This is a genomic window from Nocardia sp. NPDC001965 (assembly GCF_053594175.1).
In genome coordinates this window covers 346,275-362,593 of record NZ_JBSFDZ010000002.1, presented here as the reverse complement: position 1 = coordinate 362,593, position 16,319 = coordinate 346,275, and the positions used below count along the sequence as shown (strand labels likewise).

Below are 16,319 nucleotides of genomic sequence, written 5' to 3'. Positions count from 1 at the left end.
TCTCCAATGCGAGCTACGACACTGTAATGCGTTCTCCGGCAAGGGTATAGACGTGCGATGGCATGCGCCCGCGCACGCGTTTCCCGGTAGTGGAAAGCTCAGTGGGTATCGCTGCGCGGCCGGCTACCGGTCGCTGTGGGCAGTGCCGCCCGAGCCGCCGCGCGGACCGCCGCGGGCAGACCCCGTTCGCGCGCCGTCGCCAGTGATCGCTCGGTCGGGCCACCGGGTGAGGCCACTGCACGCCGTAGGGCGCTCGTATCGTGCCCGAATTCGCTCAAGAGGGCGGCCGTGCCGCGCAGGGTCTCGGTGGCCAGTGCTCCCGCCAGATCCGCCGGGAGTCCGGCGTCGACGGCCGCATCGGCCTGTGCCTGCGCGAACATCGCCACCAGCGCCGGCCCCACACCGGCGAGCGGAATCAACGCGGCCACCTGCTGTTCCGGGATCCGGACGACCGTACCCACTTCGGCGAAGAGTTCCGCCACAGCGTTCTCCACCTTGGCGTCCACACCCTGCCCGGTCGGCAGCGACACGATGCCCGCGCGGACCCGGACCGGGAGATTGACCGTCACTCGCACCACTGTCGAACGGCGGTAGCTCGCCTGCAGCTGTCCGGACGACACCCCGGACAGCACCGAGACGACGACGGCCCGGGTGCCGTCGATCTCCCGGGCCACCGGGGTCAGCTGGCCCGGTTTGTGGCACAGGACGATCAGGTCCGCGCGAGCGGCGAGCTGGACATTCGTCACCGCCTCGCCGCCGGTATCGGCGGCGAGCTCGATCGCGCGTCCCGATCCGCCGTCGGTGCACAGGATCGGTACGCCCCATCCGGTCGACAAGGCGCGTGCCATATCTCCCGCGCCGACGATCCCTATCGTTTCGAAGCTGCGGCGCCCGCCCGGAAGGCGGTTCCGGTCACCGGTCATCGAGGGGCACCGTTCTCGGCGAATCCGGTCAGCAGATCGCGCACCCGTATCGCGACGATCGCCGCCGCATCCGGATCCGCACTACGCAGATGCACCCCGCCGGCCAGACCACCCGCCTGCTCGCTGATCTCCAGCAGTCGTATCGTGTGCTCGCCGAGAACGGGCAATTCGATCGGATCCGCTTCGATACCCGCGAGCTGTAGCGGCTCCGCGGCGACCGGATGCAGGTGTAGACGATTGGCCGATACGGTCGGGGACAAGGCCGCCTCCCCGCAGAGGAATTCGACGGGTATCCCGGCGAACGCGGCGTCCCGGAGGTCACCGGGCGCCGTGAGCGACTTCCGCAGTGAATCCCCGGGCGACAACTCGACCACCGCGGGCTCGGTCCAGGAGAACGGTCCGATCACCGATTCCCAGTCCGGTGTGGGGCGGTACGACACCGTGGTGCACACCGGAATTCGCTCTCGGGTCGATGCGCCGGTGACGAGGGCGGCCGCGAACGCGGTGCGCAGCACGGCGGGCAGGTCGAGATCCAGCGAGCGCATCCGGGCCCGCAGCGGGCGTATCACGCGCGCGGGCAGTGACAGCCGGGCCGACGACACCGTGTCCGGCCGCTGCGCCGGGTCGGGTGTGGTGATACCGGCCAGTCTGTCCTGCCAGTGCCGCGCCGCTTGCACACCGTCCGCGATCGGCTGCTCCGTGCGGGCGAATTCCGGGAACCCCGTCGTGGGCTGTGCGGGGCCGGCGGTACCCCACACTCCCGAGTACAGTTCGCCGAGTTCACGGATCAGGATGTCGAGCGCGGGTTCGTCGGCGACGAGACGATGGCAGCGCACCAGCAACGTGCACGGCGGGTGCGGCACCGAGTCCGTCCGCGCCGGGTGCTCGTACAGGGTCACCTCGACGGTCTGCCCACGGGCGATATCCATCGTTTCGGCACATGCCCGCCCGAGTTCGGGGACGGTGATCTCGGCAGGTACCGGCACCGTCCGGACCGCTGCGTCGGCCCGGTGTCGTACGGTCTGGCCCGCCGGCCGCCCCGGGGACGAGTCGAAAGCACAGCGCAGCACCGGATGTCTGCGCAGCACCGCCGCCAGCGCCGCGGCCAGCCGGTCCGGGTCGGGGCGGCTGTTCAGACGGAAGGCCCGCGCCACGATCGGCGGCGGTGTATCCGGGGACATGAGATTCCACAGACCTCGTTGCACTGTGGACAGCGGATACCGGGTGCCGGTCCGGCGCCGCAATTCACCGGCCGGCCGTTCGGCCGGGGTGGCGGACCGCTCCGGCAGGTCCGCGGCGAGCAGTGCGACGGTGGGGTTACCCAGGATACGTTCCGTGGTGACGTCCCGATCCAGATCCGAGGAGAGTCGGATCGCGATCCGCGCTGCCAGCAACGAATGCCCGCCGAGGTCGAAGAAATTGTCGTCGCGCCCGACTTCCGGCACGTTGAGCACTTCCGACCAGGCCCGGGCGATGGTGTGCTCCACCGCCGTACTCGGGGCGGAGTCCGCCGGAATATGGCCGTCGGTGCCGGCCCGGCCCGCGCCGAACATCGGTTCCGGCAGCGCGGACCGATCCACCTTGCCCGTGGCCCCCAGCGGCAACCGGTCCAGGAAGATATAGGTCGCCGGAATCATATGGGCAGGCAGCAGCGCCGACAGATATGCCCGCAATCCAGCGCGATCGAGCGCCGCGCCCGCGGGGCCCGCCCGGCGCACGATATAGCCCACGAGGACGATCCCGTGTGCCGGGCGGCGGCAACCGAGGACGACTGCGGAACCGACGTCGGGGTGCCCGGTCAGGGCCAGCTCGACCTCCGCAGGTTCGACTCGGTGACCGCGCAGGTTGATCTGCCGGTCGCGGCGGCCGAGGTACTCCAGAGTTCCGTCCTCGAGCAGCCGTCCCAGGTCGCCGGTGCGGTAGAGCCTCGCTCCGCCCGTAGCCGCATCCGCCGCGAACGGGTCGGCGACAAATCGTGCCGCGGTGTGCCCGGGCGCCCCGACATACCCTCTGCTCACCCCGGTCCCCCCGATGTAGATCTCACCCATTTCGCCTCGGCGCACCCGGTGCAGCATGCTGTCGAGCAGATGGACCGAGATTCCCGGAAGCGGTGTGCCGATGACGTCGGTGCTGTCGGCCGATGTCTCGGTGTATGGGTGCTGGGTGGCGATGAGTGTCGTCTCGGTGAGACCGAAATGATTGACCACGCGCCCGAATCGGGCCAGGGCCCGTCCGTGCGCGCGCAGCGGCAGAAAGCTCTCGCCGCTGACGAGCGTGGTGTGCAACCCGGTCCGGGCCGCGACGAAGTCCGGTGCGGTGATCAGGCCGGTCAGCAGAGCCGGGGTGGCACTCAACAAGTGGGTGACGCCGTGGTCGCGGATAGCCGCCGACAGTTTCTCCGGATTGCGGCGCAACGATTTCGATGTGCACACCACCGTGGCCCCCACGGTGAGCGGCATCAGCGCATCCCGTAACCACGGATCGAAGGTGAACGCGGCGACCTGCAGCACCACCTGGCTCCGTTCGAGCGGCACGTAGGACGAGAGCGCGGAATGGTAGGCCGCCAGGTTGTGCTGCTCCACCGCCACCCCCTTGGGTTCGCCGGTGGATCCGGAGGTGAACATCACGTAGGCCGTGCTGCGCGGATGAACAGGGCCGTCGAACGGTATCGCGTCGGTGATCGTCGATCCGGATCCGGAGGGTTCGGCGATCACCGCCGGAGTTCCGGCGATCGCGGACAGTCGCGGCGCCTGCCCGGGTTCGGTGAGGACCAGGCGCGCGCCGGCGGCGGTCAGCCACCGCCGCAGTGTGTCGTCCGGAAAGTCCGCATCCAGCGGAAGGTACGCGCCGCCGGCGGCCCACACCGCGAGAACGGCCACAATCGCCGCCGCGGGTTCCCGGACACAGATCGCGGTCACCGATTCCGGCCGGATCCCGTTGTGCCGCAGCCGTATCGCGAGATCATCGATGCGACGGCCCAGTTCGCCGTATGTCAGCGCCCGGCCGTTGTCGACAAGTGCGACCGCCTCGGCGTAGTTCTCGATCCCACGCCGGATCCGGTGGTACAGACTGTCCATCTTCCGAGAGTCGCCCATACCCACCCGACCGCTATTCCCTTGGTTGGATAGATGCGCGAAATGTCCTGGGTAATAACATCATCGGACTCGATCACCGCAGAGGGCAGGCGGATCACATGCACCCTGACAGCAGCTACGGCGAGGTCGCGGATACCGTGATACACGGCCGGTTCCTGCGATGGTCGGCCCGCACGCCGGAGGCGGTGGCGCTCGAGTTCGGCGAAGACCGGATCCGCTACGGCGATCTGGCCGCCACGGTATGCCGCGTCGCGGCCGGGCTGCGGCGCCGTGGTGTCGGACCGGATGTACCGGTCGGGGTTCATCTCGCCCGCAGCGAGCGGCTGGTCATCGCGCATCTGGCCGTTCTCGCGGCCGGTGGTGCCTACCTGACACTGGACCCCGCCCAGCCCGACCGTGCCTCGGCCGACCAGATCGCCATCGCCGCGGTGCCCATCGTTATCACCGACCGCGACCTGTGCGATCGGCTGCCCGGCACGGTCCGCAAGCTCTTGTTCGACGATCTGCTCGGCCATCCGGCCGAACCGCTGCTCGACACCGTCGGCCCGGATCATCTGGCGTGTGTCATGTTCACCTCCGGATCCACCGGAAGACCCAAAGCGGTCGCGATTCCACACCGTGCCGTGGTCAATCTCTTGACCGCGCAGAACTATATGACGGTGGGGCCGCACCAGCGCTACCTGCTGCACACCGCGCCCACATTCGATCCGTCGATATTCGAGACCTGGGGTGCGCTGCTCAACGGCGGCACTCTGGTGATCGCGCCACCCGGCCCGCTCTCGGTGGGCGAGATATCCCGCCTGATCCACCGGCACGGCGCGACCGCCACCTTTCTCACGCCCACCGTCTTCCGGCTCATCCTGGAGGAGCAGCCGGATGCGTTGCGGCCGCTGCGTGATCTGCTCCTGGGTGGCGAGGCCATCTTTCCGGCCCATCTCGAACTGGCGGCGCGGCACCTTCCGGACACCTCGGTCATCGTCGGCTACGGCCCTACCGAATCGACCGTCCTGGTCACCGCCCACGTCCAGACCGGCGCCGATCCACTGCCCTCGGTCGTGGTCATCGGTCACGACATCACCGGTGTCCGCACCTACATCCTGGACGCGGACCTGAATCCGGTGCCCGAGGGCGAGCCGGGCGAATTGTGTATTGCCGGAGCCGGGCTCGCCGGTGGATATCTCGGTGCCCCCGACCTCACCGCGGAACGGTTCCTGCCGGATCCGCAGGCCGACCGGCCCGGTGACCGGCTCTATCGGACCGGCGACCGGGTGCGGGCGATCGGTTACGGCGGGATGGAGTTCCTCGGTCGTCTCGACAACCAGCTCAAGATCCGGGGGCGCCGCATCGAACCCGGTGAGGTCGAGCAGGCGCTGCTGGACCATCCCGATGTCGTCACCGTCTATGCGACCGCGGAACAGAACGAACGCCGCGGTAAATATCTCGTCGCCTATGTGACGCTGCGCCACGACTCCGCCTCCGGCGAATCGGACCTGCGCGGTCATATGGCGTCGATGGTGCCCGAACATCTTCGGCCCGAAGCGTATGTGTTGCGCGCCGACGCATCTGTGACGGCCAACGGCAAACTCGTCCGCCGCCGCATTCTCGACGGCGACCCGGTACCGCCGGCGCCGAGCGCGGATCCGGCACTGCGTACGGTCGTGGTCAATTCGGACGATCAATACGCTGTCTGGCCGGCCCACCGGTCTGCTCCCGCCGGTTGGACGGTTGTCGGCGGCCCCGCGACCCTGGACGAGTGCCGGACACTCGTCCGGCGACTCTGGTCCGATATCCGCCCGGCCCGTCGGCGCCGGGCCGCGCAATCCGGATGAACGCCCGGACCGCGTCGGCACGCTACTGCCGGGCCAGGTGCCTCTTCATCTCACTGCCGGTATCGGTGATCGGCGCGCCGGACAGGTCCACCCCGACGGTGTGCAGGGTGCCGGTGAACCGGAACGGCGGGAGGCGGGCCGGTGCTCACCGGCCGAGTGTTCGCCGGCGGGGCAGCAGCAGAGCCGGGATCAAGGCGAGTGCGATCATGACCGGGGCGATCAGATAGGTGTGCTGAAATGCTTCGGCCAATGCCGGGGTCAGCGCGGATCGCCGCGCCGGGTCCATGGCGTGCACGGCCTGCAGGCCGCCGTCCGCCGGTAGCAGCGCGGCCAGGGTGACCGACGTCGCCGCGGTGCCCAGGGCGAGAGCGGTGGTGCTGATCATGTTCAGCACCGTCGATCCCGCGGGCTGCTGGTCCCGGTTCAGCGGCCGGGTCGCGGTCGTCAGCACCGGCATCATCGTGCCGCCGCCGCCCGCGCCCATCAGCAGCATGGTGGCGCAGAGCGCCCAGTACGGGGCGTCCGCATCGAGCTGGATCATGAACAGCACGAAACCGGTGAGCGCCACGATGATCGAGGCGGGCAGATAGCGACCGGGTGGGATACGGTCGATCAGCCGGCCCGCCACCTGCATCGTCGCGCCGGACGCCAGTGCGAACGGGATGCCGAGCGCACCGGCCACCAGTGCCGATTCGCCGCGCACCACCTGGAAATACAGGGGCAGCAGCAACATCGACCCGAAGTAGCCACTTGCGAACAGTGCCAGCAGCGCGGCCGCGGTGCCGGTCGTCCGATGGGCGAGCACCCGCAGATCCAGCAGCGGCGCCGGTGTGGACAGCGAATGCCGGACGAACGCGGCGACGAGTCCGGCGCCTGCCAGGATCGGTAGCCACACCGCGGGCGTGGCGAAACCGGCGTGTTCGCCCGCGGCGGTCACTCCGTAGATCACCAGCGCCAGTCCGGGCGACATCAGCAGCAGGCCGACCACATCCAGGCTGCGCGGCGGTTCCGGCGTATCGGCGGGCAGCACGGCGGCCGCCAGCAGCAGAACCAGCACACCCAGTGGCAGATTGACGAAGAACATCCACCGCCACGACACCTGGTCGATGAGGTAGCCGCCGATCATCGGACCGAGTAGTGGCCCGACCAGGACGGCCAGTCCCAGCGTGCTCATCGATCGGCCGAGCTTTTCCGGGCCGGACGCACGCAACAGGATCGTCATCGCCACCGGCATCAACAACCCACCGCTTGCCCCCTGCACCACGCGGAAGGCGATCAGCGACTGGATGTTCCAGGCCAACCCGGCCAGTATCGAGCCGACCGCGAATGCGGTGACCGCGGCCATGTACAGCCGTTTCGCGCCGAATCGGCCGACCAGCCACGCCGAGGCCGGTACCACCGCACCGAGCGCGAGCGAATAGCCGGTGGCGACCCATTGGATCGTGCTGAGGCCGGCCTGGAACTGGACGGACAATTCGGCGAGGGCGACATTCACGACGGTCTGGTCGAGCGTTGCCATGATCGCACCGACCACGAGAACCAGCGCGACGGTCATCGGGTTGCGGGCGTCCGGCGGCGGTGCCGGCGTCGTCTCGGTGGTGATCATGGCCCTGCTTTCGGTGCGGGTGGGTGGAACCGGTATCGCCGGGTCGGCCCGGGCCGACTCCGAGGAACAGCCTGTAACCTCAATCAATATTGAGGTCAAGTGCTGTGGGGGCGGCCACACTCATAGCTGTGCGTGCATGGCTCGGCCGGCGGACGTGATCGTGCCGGGTGATCGATCCGGCGCCCGGCGGACCAGACCATCCGGCAGTTCGAGCCGTTCCGCAGTACGCCTGCGGCGCAGCGGAGTTCGGGTCAGCCGTCGCCGGAGCGGCGCAACTCGCATCCGCAGGATTCGCCGACGCCGAGCGTGACATCCATCGCTACCGAGCGCCCGGTGTCCGGATCGTCGTGCGGTGAGTCGAGCAGCCGGGCCAGCGCCCGGCGGGTGATGGTGTCGATCGGTTGCCGGACCGAAGCGAGGGTGATCTGTCCGAAGCGGTCGGCGGTATCGCCGTCGAACCCGACGATCCGAACATCGCGCGGGATCTGCAGTCCCGCATCGGTGACGGCGCGCATCGCGGCGGCGGATTGGGCGTTGGTTCCGACGACCATGCCGTGCGGGGGCTCAGGGCATGTTCGCAGATGGGCGCTCACTGCGGCATAGGCTCCCGCGGCCGTCAGATCGGTGCGGATCGCGGTACCGCGATCGCCGGTGACCTCGGCGAAGCCCGCGAACCGCTGCGCGACGGTTTCGCGGTCGCCGTGGCGTACGTCCGCGGCGCGGTAACCGCCCACGAAGACGAGATTCGCGCAGTGGTGCGCCTCGACGAGATGGCGGGCGGCCAGCCGGCCGGCATCGATATGGTCGCCGCCGACGATCGGCGCCTCCAACTGCCCCCGGATGTTGTGCACCCACACGACCGGGATCCGGGCCCGGGCGCAGATCTCGCTGGTCGCGACGGCGTCGACGGCGCCGACGACGATGAGGCCGTCGATTCCGACATCGGTGAACGCGGCGGCGAATCCGAGTTCGCGCTCCGCATCGAACCCGGTGTTGCCCATCATCGTGAGGTGATCGCGTGCCCGCGCCTCGATCTCGATCCGGCCCGCGAACGCGCCGTACAACGGCATCGTCATATCCGGTACCAGCAGCCCGATCTGCTGCCATCGCCGCGGGCGCCGCAGTGCCCGGGCATTGCGATCTGGCCGGTAGTCCAGTTCGTCCGCCGCGGCGAGAACTCGGGCCCGCAGCCGGTCCGAAACCGGCCGGGGCCCGTTGTTCATCACATAACTGACCACCGCGGTGGAGGTACCGGCGCGCTCGGCGACATCGGTGAGAGTAGGTCGTTTGGCACTCACGATCGGTCCAGTCTCGTCGCCGCGCACGCCTGTGCCGGAGGGTTTCGTTCTCCCCGATTCTTACACTGTGCCGGCTTTCCCGGCGAACCTACGCTAAACGATTAGAACAGTTACGAGCAGGACCCTCGGACGTAACGAGCGATAGGTGAACTGGACGACATGGCATACACACGACCGACGGGCGTGACCTACTGCGACCCCGAGAACGCCTACGACGGCTACGTTCTCTTCACCGGCGCGGATTCGGTCACCCGGCTCATCGACCTCACCGGCGCCGTGGTGCACGAATGGCCGTTCGCCGGTGTTCCACCCCGGCTCCTCGACCCCGCCCTCAACGGCGGCCGGATCGGCGAGGTCGGAGTCCAGCTGTCGGACAGCGGCGACGCGCGCGGCGGTATCTACGCCAACGGAACCGTCGGCCAGCTCGACTGGTCCGGAAACCGCGTCTGGGAGTGGGGGACACAGGCACCCGGCGGGGCCGCGCGCCAGAATCACGACTGGGAACTGCTGCCGAACGGAAACCGGCTCCTCCTCGTCACAGTGCCCCGGGTGGTGCCCGATCTCGGTGAATCGACGGTGGGCGACCAGGGGCTGGTCGAGGTGGACGGGCACGGCGACATCGTCTGGCAGTGGCTGGCCGGTGATCACCTGGGCGAACTGGGCTTCTCCGAACAGGGCTGGAAGACGCTGCGGGAAAACGCGTCCCGGGACCCCGAGGATCCCTGGGGATACCTCGAAATGAACAGCGCGAAATCACTCGGCCCGAACCGGTGGTACGACGCGGACCCGGGCACGGTCTTCCATCCGGACGATGTCCTGGTCAGCTTCCGCAAGGCCAATATCGTCGCCTTGATCGACAAGACCTCCGGGGCCGTGGTCTGGAAACTCGGACCGTACTTCGGCGAATCCTCCGGTGCCCAGCATCAGCGCATCAACGCGCACAAGGTACCGCGCGCGCTCGACCAGATCTCCGGCCAGCACAATCCGCATATGATCGCCGGCGACCTGCCCGGCGCCGGCAATATCCTGATCTTCGACAATCAGGGCGGTGCCGGGTATCCGCCGGCCGCGCTCGGTATCTACGCGGGTTCACGGGTGCTCGAGGTCGATCCGGCGACCGAGCAGATCGTCTGGCAGTACACCGCCGAGGATTCCGGCCTGCCGTCGTGGACCTTCTTCAGCTCCTTCGTCAGCAACGCGCAGCGGCTGCCGGGCGGCAACACTCTCGTCACCGAGGGAATGCAGGGCCGGCTGTTCCAGGTGACCCCGGCCGGCGATGTGGCCTGGGAGTACCACAGCCCGTACGAAGGATACGGTGTCGCGGGCGAACCCGAAGTGCGCACGCCCCGGGTGCCCGGGGTCGACCGCCTCACCCGGACACCGCTGGTCTATCGAGCGCAGTGGGTGCCCGCCGAATGGGTTCCGGCCGGTACACCGCACACTCCGGCCCGCGCCGTCGGCGCACCGGGCCGGGACGGCACGCCGGCATGACCGCGGGCCTGCGGACGGCCCCGGCGGGTGACGCGGAGCGTACGACCCCGGATGGGCCGTCGCGCACGGGGCGCGGGCGGAAGGCTCCCACCTGGTTCGGGCGTTTCGGATCGCTCGGGTGGGCCGTCGCCGGGCTCGGGTCGGCCGCGATCGTCTGGAGTCTGATCGTGGCGAGCGGCCGGTTCCCGCCGGAGCTCTTCCCGGGTGTCCCCGAGATCCTGCGGGCCGCGCGGACGCTGTGGACCGACGGGTTGCTGGCCGAGGACATCGGCGCGAGCCTGCGACGGGCCTTCGCCGGATTCGTCCTCGGCGCGACGGCCGGGATCGCGGCCGCCGTGTGCACCGCGACCACCGCGGTCGGCCGCAATCTGCTGCAGCCCGTGCTGCGTCTGCTGTCACCGATCCCGACCATCGGCCTGGTTCCACTGGCGATTCTCTGGTTCGGTCTGGGGGAGAGCAGTAAGACTCTCGTGATCGCGCTGGGCGTCTTCGTCCCGGTCTGGATCAACAGCCATGCGGGACTGGCCACGACACCCGCGGACTACCTGCGAGCCGCGCGCTGCCTCGGCGCCGGCCGGGCTCAGATCCTCGCCCGGATCGTACTTCCCGAAGCAGCGCCCGATATCGCCTCGGGGCTGCGGGTGGGTGCGGCCATGGCCTTCGTCCTCATCGTGGTGGCCGAGATGACCGGTACCACCGCGGGTATCGGTTACCGGATCTACCAGGCGCAACTGTTCTCTCAGGCGGACCGGCTGATCGCCTGCCTGATCATCCTGGGGATCATCGGCGCCCTGTGCGATCTCGCGATCGCCGCCCTGACGGCGCCGATCACTCGCTGGGCCGCCGAGGAGCACTGATATGACGATAGAAACCCGGAATCTGGTGGTGCGTTTCCCCGGTCGCACCCAGCCCACACTGGACCGGATCGACCTGACCGTCCCGAACGGCTCCTTCGCCGTTCTCGTCGGTGCCTCGGGAAGTGGGAAGTCCACTCTGCTGCACTGTCTCGCCGGATTGATCACCCCGACCTCGGGCACGGTCACCCACGACGGCGCATCGGTTGTCTCCCCGGATCCGCGCCGCGGTATGGCCTTTCAGCGCGATGTCCTCTTCCCGTGGATGAGCGTCGGCGACAATATCGACTTCGCGCTACGGGCGGGTGCGGTCCCGGCCCGCCGGCGCCGCACCCGCATTCCCGAACTCCTCGAACTCGTCGAGCTCACACCGGATGTGGCGCGCCGCCGCCCGAACGAGCTCTCCGGCGGTATGCGGCAGCGGGTCAGTATCGCGCGGACGCTCGCCGGCGAACCGGAGGTCGTGCTGATGGACGAGCCGTTCGCCGCACTCGACGCGCTGACCCGCCTGAAAATGCAGGATCTGCTCATCGACCTGTGGACCCGCCTGCACCGGACCGTCGTTTTCGTCACCCACGATATCGATGAGGCGATCCGGCTGGCCGATACCGTCAGCGTGCTGCGCGACGGCCGCATCGCCGAGTCGCTCATCAACCCGCTCACCCGGCCGCGCCCCGCGGACGCACTCGCCGATCAGCCCGGGTACAGCGAAATCCGCAGATCACTGCACCACGAACTGGGCATCGACCACGGTGCCTCGTCGAACCACCAGTAGAAAGCCACAATCATCGTGAAGATCCGTCTCGGCCGCCTGCTGGCCGCCTCGCTCACGGCCGTCGCACTCGCAGTGTCCGTCGTCGCATGCGGCGATTCCGGCGGCGACGCCGGCACTCTCACCGTCGGCTTCGTCGTCGACCCGTCCTGGGCTCAGGTTCCCGTCGCCGTGGACGGCGGCTACTTCGACAAGCACGGCGTGCGGGTCCAGGTCGTGAATTTCCCCTCCGGTATCGAGGCCCTGCAGGCCGTCGCCGCCGGCCAGGTCGATATCGCCACCGCCGCCGATGTGCCGACTTCGGCTGTGCTGACCCGGTCCCCGTCGTTGCGGGTGATCGGTGACGGATCGCGCTGGGAGGGCTCCCGGATCATCGCCCGGCGCAGCGCGGGAATCGGCAGCGTGCAGGATCTCGCCGGCAAATCGATCGGTACCCCGATCGGCACCAGCGCCGCGTATTTCGCGGCCGATACGCTGTCGCGGAACGCGATATCGGCGAATCTGGTGCAGGTATCGCCTTCGGCGACGGTCACCGCCGCCACCCAGGGGAATGTCGACGCCGTCTCGATCTTCCAGCCCTATCAGGCGCAAGTACTCCAGGCCCTGGGTCCCGACGCCGTCGAACTCGGCGGCGGCGGATACAGCCAGCACAGCCTGTATCTGGCCACCCAGAACGCGCTGGCGGCGAAAGGCCCCGCCGTCACGTCCTTCTTCGCCGCACTCACCGACGCGGGGGCAGATCTGGAGAATCTCTCCGACGGCGCTGTCGCGGCGGTGGCCGGGGCGACGCAGCTGGACCCGGAACTGCTGCGTGATGTGCTGCCGCAGTTCGATTTCGCACTGCGCCTGGATCCCGACCTGGCCGCGAAACTCACCGAACTCGGCACCTGGGCGAAGACGCAGGGGTCCGTCGACGCGGCGACCGAGCTGCCCGCCTACACGACCTTTCTGAACACCCAGTTCTTGCCCCGGAGGGGGTAGGCCCGAACGGGTGGTCGGCCGTAGGAGGCAACTGTCGTCGGCGATCACCACTGCGCGTTCGGAACGGAACCGCGATCTCGGGTGTTGCGCCGTTGCGAGCTCGCGCGGCCGCTCGGGCCCGCTTGGATGGTTACCGAGCGGGCTGGTAAGCGCCGCCGCGCTGCCGGTTGATGACAGCGAACCGGTTGGTGGCGTTGATGAGCGCGATGAAGGCGACCAGGGTGGCGAGCTGGTCCTCGTCGTAGTGCTCGGCGGCGTAGGCCCAGGCTTCGTCGGTGACACCGCCCGCGCCGTCGGCGATGCGGGTGCCCTGCTCGGTCAGTTCCAGGGCGGCGCGCTCGGCGTCGGTGAACACCGTGGCCTCCCGCCAGGCGGCGACCAGGTTGAGTCGCGTGGCGGTCTCACCGGCGTGCGCGGCGTTCTTGCCGTGGACGTCGGTGGCGTAGCTGTCGCCGTTGATCTGGCTCGCGCGCAGCATCACCAGGTTCTGCGTCGTGCCCGGCAGTGTCGACTCCTCGATGAGTACCGGGGCCGCCGCTCCGTAGTGGCCGAGGGCCTTGGCGACGATCGGGCTACCGAAGAGGTTCAGACGGGTTTCCATGATGTGTTCTCCTTGCTGTTGTAGTGCTCGAACACAAGACGTCGACCAACCCGCTCCGATAACAGGCGGCAGCGTGACGTGTGACACATCGACGGTCCGCGGTGTTCGTGGTTCGGGGTGGATTCGCGAGAGCGGTGGTTTGTGGTGGCCGGTGCGGCCCCCGGGCGGCGCGGGTCTTCGTATGTCACGGCAGCGCTCGTCCCGACGTCCGTGGTCACCCGGCTGGGTGGTGACGGAGTGGCGCGACTTCTGCTGCGCGGTCTACAGCGTCTGCTCGCCGCACGAGCCCGTCGTGGACGGGTGTGCTTCCTTCCTCGTGCGGCGACTGCCGGGAAAGTCGTGTTACGGCCGGATCGGCGGTGGCGGGGCTTCCGTCCGGTATATCCGAACTTTCAAGCGCTTTCGCGCGTGACGATCCGGTATCCCACGTCCACGGTGGCCGATTCGATCGAGGTCCCGGCGAGCCGAGCCAGCAACAGATCCGCGGCTGTCGTGCCGATGGCGTCGATATCCACGCTCACCGTGGTCAGTGCCGGATTGATGTGGCGCGACATCTCGAAATCGCCGAAACCGGTGATGGCCAGCTGTTCCGGGACCGCGATACCGCGGCGTCCGGCGGCGAGTACGGCCGCGACGGCCAGCACGTCGGTGGCGAACACGATGGCGGTCGCTTCCGGGAAGCGTTCCAGTGCGGCGTCCAGCAGCGCGACACCGGTGTCCATGGAGATTTCGCGGCCGGGTAGATCGACGATGCGGACCGGCTCGCCGGGCAGCAGTTCGCCGACGGTGCGGGTGAATCCGTCGCGGCGCCGGATGGCGCGAGCGTCACCGGAACCGATGGTGCCGGCGAAGACCAGTTTCCGGTGGCCGCGGGATACCAGGTGGCGGACCAGATCGCCGGTGGCCGATTCGTTGGAGAAGCCGACGAGAGTGTCCAGCGGGTCGTCGATCCAGTCCCAGGTCTCGACCACGGGTGCGCCGTAGGCACGCAGCAGTCGCAGCGTGTCGGGTGTGTGCAGGGTGCCGACGATGAAGAATCCGTCGGGGCGGCGCTGGATGAATCCGCGCACCAGGTCCTCTTCGCGTTCCGGGTGGTAGTCGGTGTAGCCGACGATCAACTGGTACCCGGCGGGGGTGAGGCGGGAGGCCGCGGCGCGCAGGGTGTCGGAGAAGATCGATGTGGAGATGACCGGCAGGATCGCGGCGATCGTGCGGCTGCGGTTGGAGGCGAGGCTGCTCGCGGCCAGGTTCGGCAGGTATCCGGTATCGGCGATGGCGCGTTCGACCCGTCGCCGGGTCTGCTCCGACACCTGATCCGGGAAGCTCAGCGCCCGCGAGACGGTCTGCGCGGAAACGCCTGCCGCGCGGCCGACATCCTGCATGGTGACCGATTTCGTGGACGACTTGGCGCGCACGCGCCGCCGCCGCTCCACTTCGGCCACGCCACCTCCCGAAAAAAACCCTGCTTTCGCTGTGTGCGGAGCATACCCGGCCGGCTCGATCCGCTCCGGAACGGCGCATTCGCCGCACTGTAGCCAGGGCAATCGCCGACGATGGGCAGCCTCTTGCGTTACCGCTAACGTTACCGCTAACATTCGTGGCGCAGAACACTATGTGACTACTCGTACAGTGGTCCGGGACAGGGAGAGCAGGATGAATGTGCTGGACGGTATCCGGGTTCTGGATCTGTCGATCGCTATGGCCGGGCCGTTCGCCGCGCAGAAGCTGGCTGATCTCGGCGCCGATGTGATCAAGGTCGAGCCGGTGGGCGGCGAATGGCAGCGGCACGTATCGGCGGGCGGCGCCCGCGGTAACGAGGTGAACGCGTCGTTCCTCTCGCTCAACCGCAATAAGCGTTCGCTATCGATGAACCTCAAGGACGGGAAGGGACGCGAGCTCCTCTACGAGCTGGTGCGCACCGCGGATGTGTTCCTGCAGAACTACCGGCCGGGTGTCGCGGGAAGGCTCGGTGTGGACTACGAGACCTTGCGCGCCATCAAACCGGACCTGGTCTACGTCTCGATGTCGGGCTACGGAACGACCGGTCCCTATGCGGACCGGCCGGGCCAGGACGTCCTGTTGCAGGCGATGAGCGGCGGCCTGGCCAGCGCACAGCGCCACGGTGAACCGTTGCGCCCGGCGCCGTTCTTCCTGGCGGACGCCATCACCGCCTATTCGGCTTTCGAAGGGGCGATGGCGGCCCTGTTCCACCGGGAACGCACCGGTGAGGGCCAGTTGGTGGAGGTCAATATGCTCGACTCGATCATCGCGGCGCAGATGCAGGAGATCAGCGTCGCGACAGTCGGCGGCGTCCGGCAGGAACCGACCGATCAGATCCACGCGCACTCCTACATCCGCGCGCCCTACGGTGTGTTTCCCACCGCGGACGGTCAGCTCGCGCTCTCCTTCGCTGAGATGGATGCCCTGGCGAGGGTATTCGGCGACGATCGTTTCCTGCGGTACGACGCCGAACGCGACGGTTTCACCCATCGCGACGACATCTCCGCCCTGGTCACCGAAAACCTCGCGAAGAACACCACCGAGCACTGGCTGGACGCGCTCGGCGCCGCGGGCGTGTGGGTCGGCCCGGTCTATGACTACAGCCAGCTGCGCGCCGACCCCCAGGTCCGGCACAACCGGTCCTTCGTCGAATACGACCACCCCACCGAGGGCACTGTGGTGACCCCCGGATTCGCGTTCCGGCTGAGCAAACAGACCCAGAAGGTCTACCGGCCGGCCCCGCGCAACGGCGAGCACACCGCGGAAGTCCTGATGGAACTCGGCGTGAGTGCCGACCGGATCGAGGAACTCGAATCCGGCGGCACCGTGCACCGCCACCGGTCTCCGGCCGGCTCCCGGATCTCTTGAC

At 68.6% G+C, this 16,319-nt stretch carries 12 protein-coding genes; 6 read left to right on the top strand and 6 right to left on the bottom strand.

The window, feature by feature from the left end:
* Positions 1 to 98 precede the first annotated feature (98 nt).
* Both ACWCPQ_RS05565 and ACWCPQ_RS05560 read right to left on the bottom strand, forming a co-directional pair.
* A complete protein-coding gene (locus tag ACWCPQ_RS05565) occupies positions 99 to 923 on the bottom strand; it encodes a pyrroline-5-carboxylate reductase family protein (RefSeq protein ID WP_449895105.1) in 825 nt (274 codons plus the stop codon).
* Entirely contained in the window at positions 920 to 4,000 is a 3,081-nt protein-coding gene (locus ACWCPQ_RS05560; RefSeq protein ID WP_449895103.1) for an amino acid adenylation domain-containing protein, read from the bottom strand. The genes ACWCPQ_RS05565 and ACWCPQ_RS05560 overlap by 4 nt, the downstream gene beginning before the upstream one ends.
* A 116-nt stretch (positions 4,001 to 4,116) precedes the next feature.
* Here ACWCPQ_RS05560 and ACWCPQ_RS05555 point away from each other — a divergent pair, with 116 nt between their 5' ends.
* Entirely contained in the window at positions 4,117 to 5,847 is a 1,731-nt protein-coding gene (locus ACWCPQ_RS05555; RefSeq protein ID WP_449895099.1) for an amino acid adenylation domain-containing protein, read from the top strand.
* Positions 5,848 to 5,992: 145 nt separating this feature from the next.
* On the opposite strand, the gene ACWCPQ_RS05550 is transcribed toward ACWCPQ_RS05555, so the two are convergent.
* Both ACWCPQ_RS05550 and ACWCPQ_RS05545 read right to left on the bottom strand, forming a co-directional pair.
* Entirely contained in the window at positions 5,993 to 7,453 is a 1,461-nt protein-coding gene (locus ACWCPQ_RS05550) for a DHA2 family efflux MFS transporter permease subunit (RefSeq protein WP_449895097.1), read from the bottom strand.
* Between the two features lie 251 nt (positions 7,454 to 7,704).
* Positions 7,705 to 8,751: a LacI family DNA-binding transcriptional regulator gene (locus ACWCPQ_RS05545; RefSeq protein WP_449895095.1), complete on the bottom strand. Its 1,047-nt coding sequence runs from the start codon at positions 8,749 to 8,751 to the stop codon at positions 7,705 to 7,707.
* Positions 8,752 to 8,910: 159 nt separating this feature from the next.
* Between ACWCPQ_RS05545 and ACWCPQ_RS05540 the strand changes: the two genes are divergently transcribed.
* From ACWCPQ_RS05540 to ACWCPQ_RS05525, 4 genes are read left to right on the top strand one after another with little or no spacing between them, the layout of a single operon-like run.
* Positions 8,911 to 10,242: an aryl-sulfate sulfotransferase gene (locus tag ACWCPQ_RS05540; protein WP_449895092.1), complete on the top strand. Its 1,332-nt coding sequence runs from the start codon at positions 8,911 to 8,913 to the stop codon at positions 10,240 to 10,242.
* Positions 10,239 to 11,099 (top strand): ABC transporter permease, encoded by an 861-nt coding sequence (locus ACWCPQ_RS05535; protein ID WP_449895089.1) that lies wholly within the window; start codon positions 10,239 to 10,241, stop codon positions 11,097 to 11,099. The genes ACWCPQ_RS05540 and ACWCPQ_RS05535 overlap by 4 nt, the downstream gene beginning before the upstream one ends.
* A gap of 1 nt (position 11,100) precedes the next feature.
* Positions 11,101 to 11,871 (top strand): ABC transporter ATP-binding protein, encoded by a 771-nt coding sequence (locus tag ACWCPQ_RS05530; protein ID WP_449895088.1) that lies wholly within the window; start codon positions 11,101 to 11,103, stop codon positions 11,869 to 11,871.
* A gap of 15 nt (positions 11,872 to 11,886) precedes the next feature.
* Positions 11,887 to 12,849 carry an ABC transporter substrate-binding protein gene (locus ACWCPQ_RS05525; protein WP_449895085.1) on the top strand — a complete coding sequence of 321 codons (963 nt, stop codon included), beginning with the start codon at positions 11,887 to 11,889 and terminating at the stop codon, positions 12,847 to 12,849.
* A 130-nt stretch (positions 12,850 to 12,979) separates the two neighbouring features.
* On the opposite strand, the gene ACWCPQ_RS05520 is transcribed toward ACWCPQ_RS05525, so the two are convergent.
* The gene (locus ACWCPQ_RS05520) at positions 12,980 to 13,450 is read right to left on the bottom strand and encodes a carboxymuconolactone decarboxylase family protein (RefSeq protein WP_449895084.1); all 471 of its coding nucleotides are present in this window, start codon (positions 13,448 to 13,450) and stop codon (positions 12,980 to 12,982) included.
* Positions 13,451 to 13,842: 392 nt separating this feature from the next.
* The gene (locus tag ACWCPQ_RS05515; protein WP_449895081.1) at positions 13,843 to 14,892 is read right to left on the bottom strand and encodes a LacI family DNA-binding transcriptional regulator; all 1,050 of its coding nucleotides are present in this window, start codon (positions 14,890 to 14,892) and stop codon (positions 13,843 to 13,845) included.
* A gap of 211 nt (positions 14,893 to 15,103) precedes the next feature.
* Between ACWCPQ_RS05515 and ACWCPQ_RS05510 the strand changes: the two genes are divergently transcribed.
* The gene (locus ACWCPQ_RS05510) at positions 15,104 to 16,318 is read left to right on the top strand and encodes a CaiB/BaiF CoA transferase family protein (protein WP_449895079.1); all 1,215 of its coding nucleotides are present in this window, start codon (positions 15,104 to 15,106) and stop codon (positions 16,316 to 16,318) included.
* The last annotated feature ends 1 nt before the right edge of the window (position 16,319 follow it).

Excerpts from the sequence above, each read along its gene's own strand:
- ACWCPQ_RS05530 (WP_449895088.1), top strand. The coding sequence starts at position 11,101 with ATGACGATAGAAACCCGGAATCTGGTGGTGCGTTTCCCCGGTCGCACC.
- ACWCPQ_RS05510 (WP_449895079.1), top strand. The coding sequence starts at position 15,104 with ATGAATGTGCTGGACGGTATCCGGGTTCTGGATCTGTCGATCGCTATG.
- ACWCPQ_RS05565 (WP_449895105.1), bottom strand. The coding sequence starts at position 923 with ATGACCGGTGACCGGAACCGCCTTCCGGGCGGGCGCCGCAGCTTCGAA.
- ACWCPQ_RS05535 (WP_449895089.1), top strand. The coding sequence starts at position 10,239 with ATGACCGCGGGCCTGCGGACGGCCCCGGCGGGTGACGCGGAGCGTACG.
- ACWCPQ_RS05560 (WP_449895103.1), bottom strand. The coding sequence starts at position 4,000 with ATGGACAGTCTGTACCACCGGATCCGGCGTGGGATCGAGAACTACGCC.
- ACWCPQ_RS05550 (WP_449895097.1), bottom strand. The coding sequence starts at position 7,453 with ATGATCACCACCGAGACGACGCCGGCACCGCCGCCGGACGCCCGCAAC.
- ACWCPQ_RS05555 (WP_449895099.1), top strand. The coding sequence starts at position 4,117 with ATGCACCCTGACAGCAGCTACGGCGAGGTCGCGGATACCGTGATACAC.
- ACWCPQ_RS05540 (WP_449895092.1), top strand. The coding sequence starts at position 8,911 with ATGGCATACACACGACCGACGGGCGTGACCTACTGCGACCCCGAGAAC.
- ACWCPQ_RS05520 (WP_449895084.1), bottom strand. The coding sequence starts at position 13,450 with ATGGAAACCCGTCTGAACCTCTTCGGTAGCCCGATCGTCGCCAAGGCC.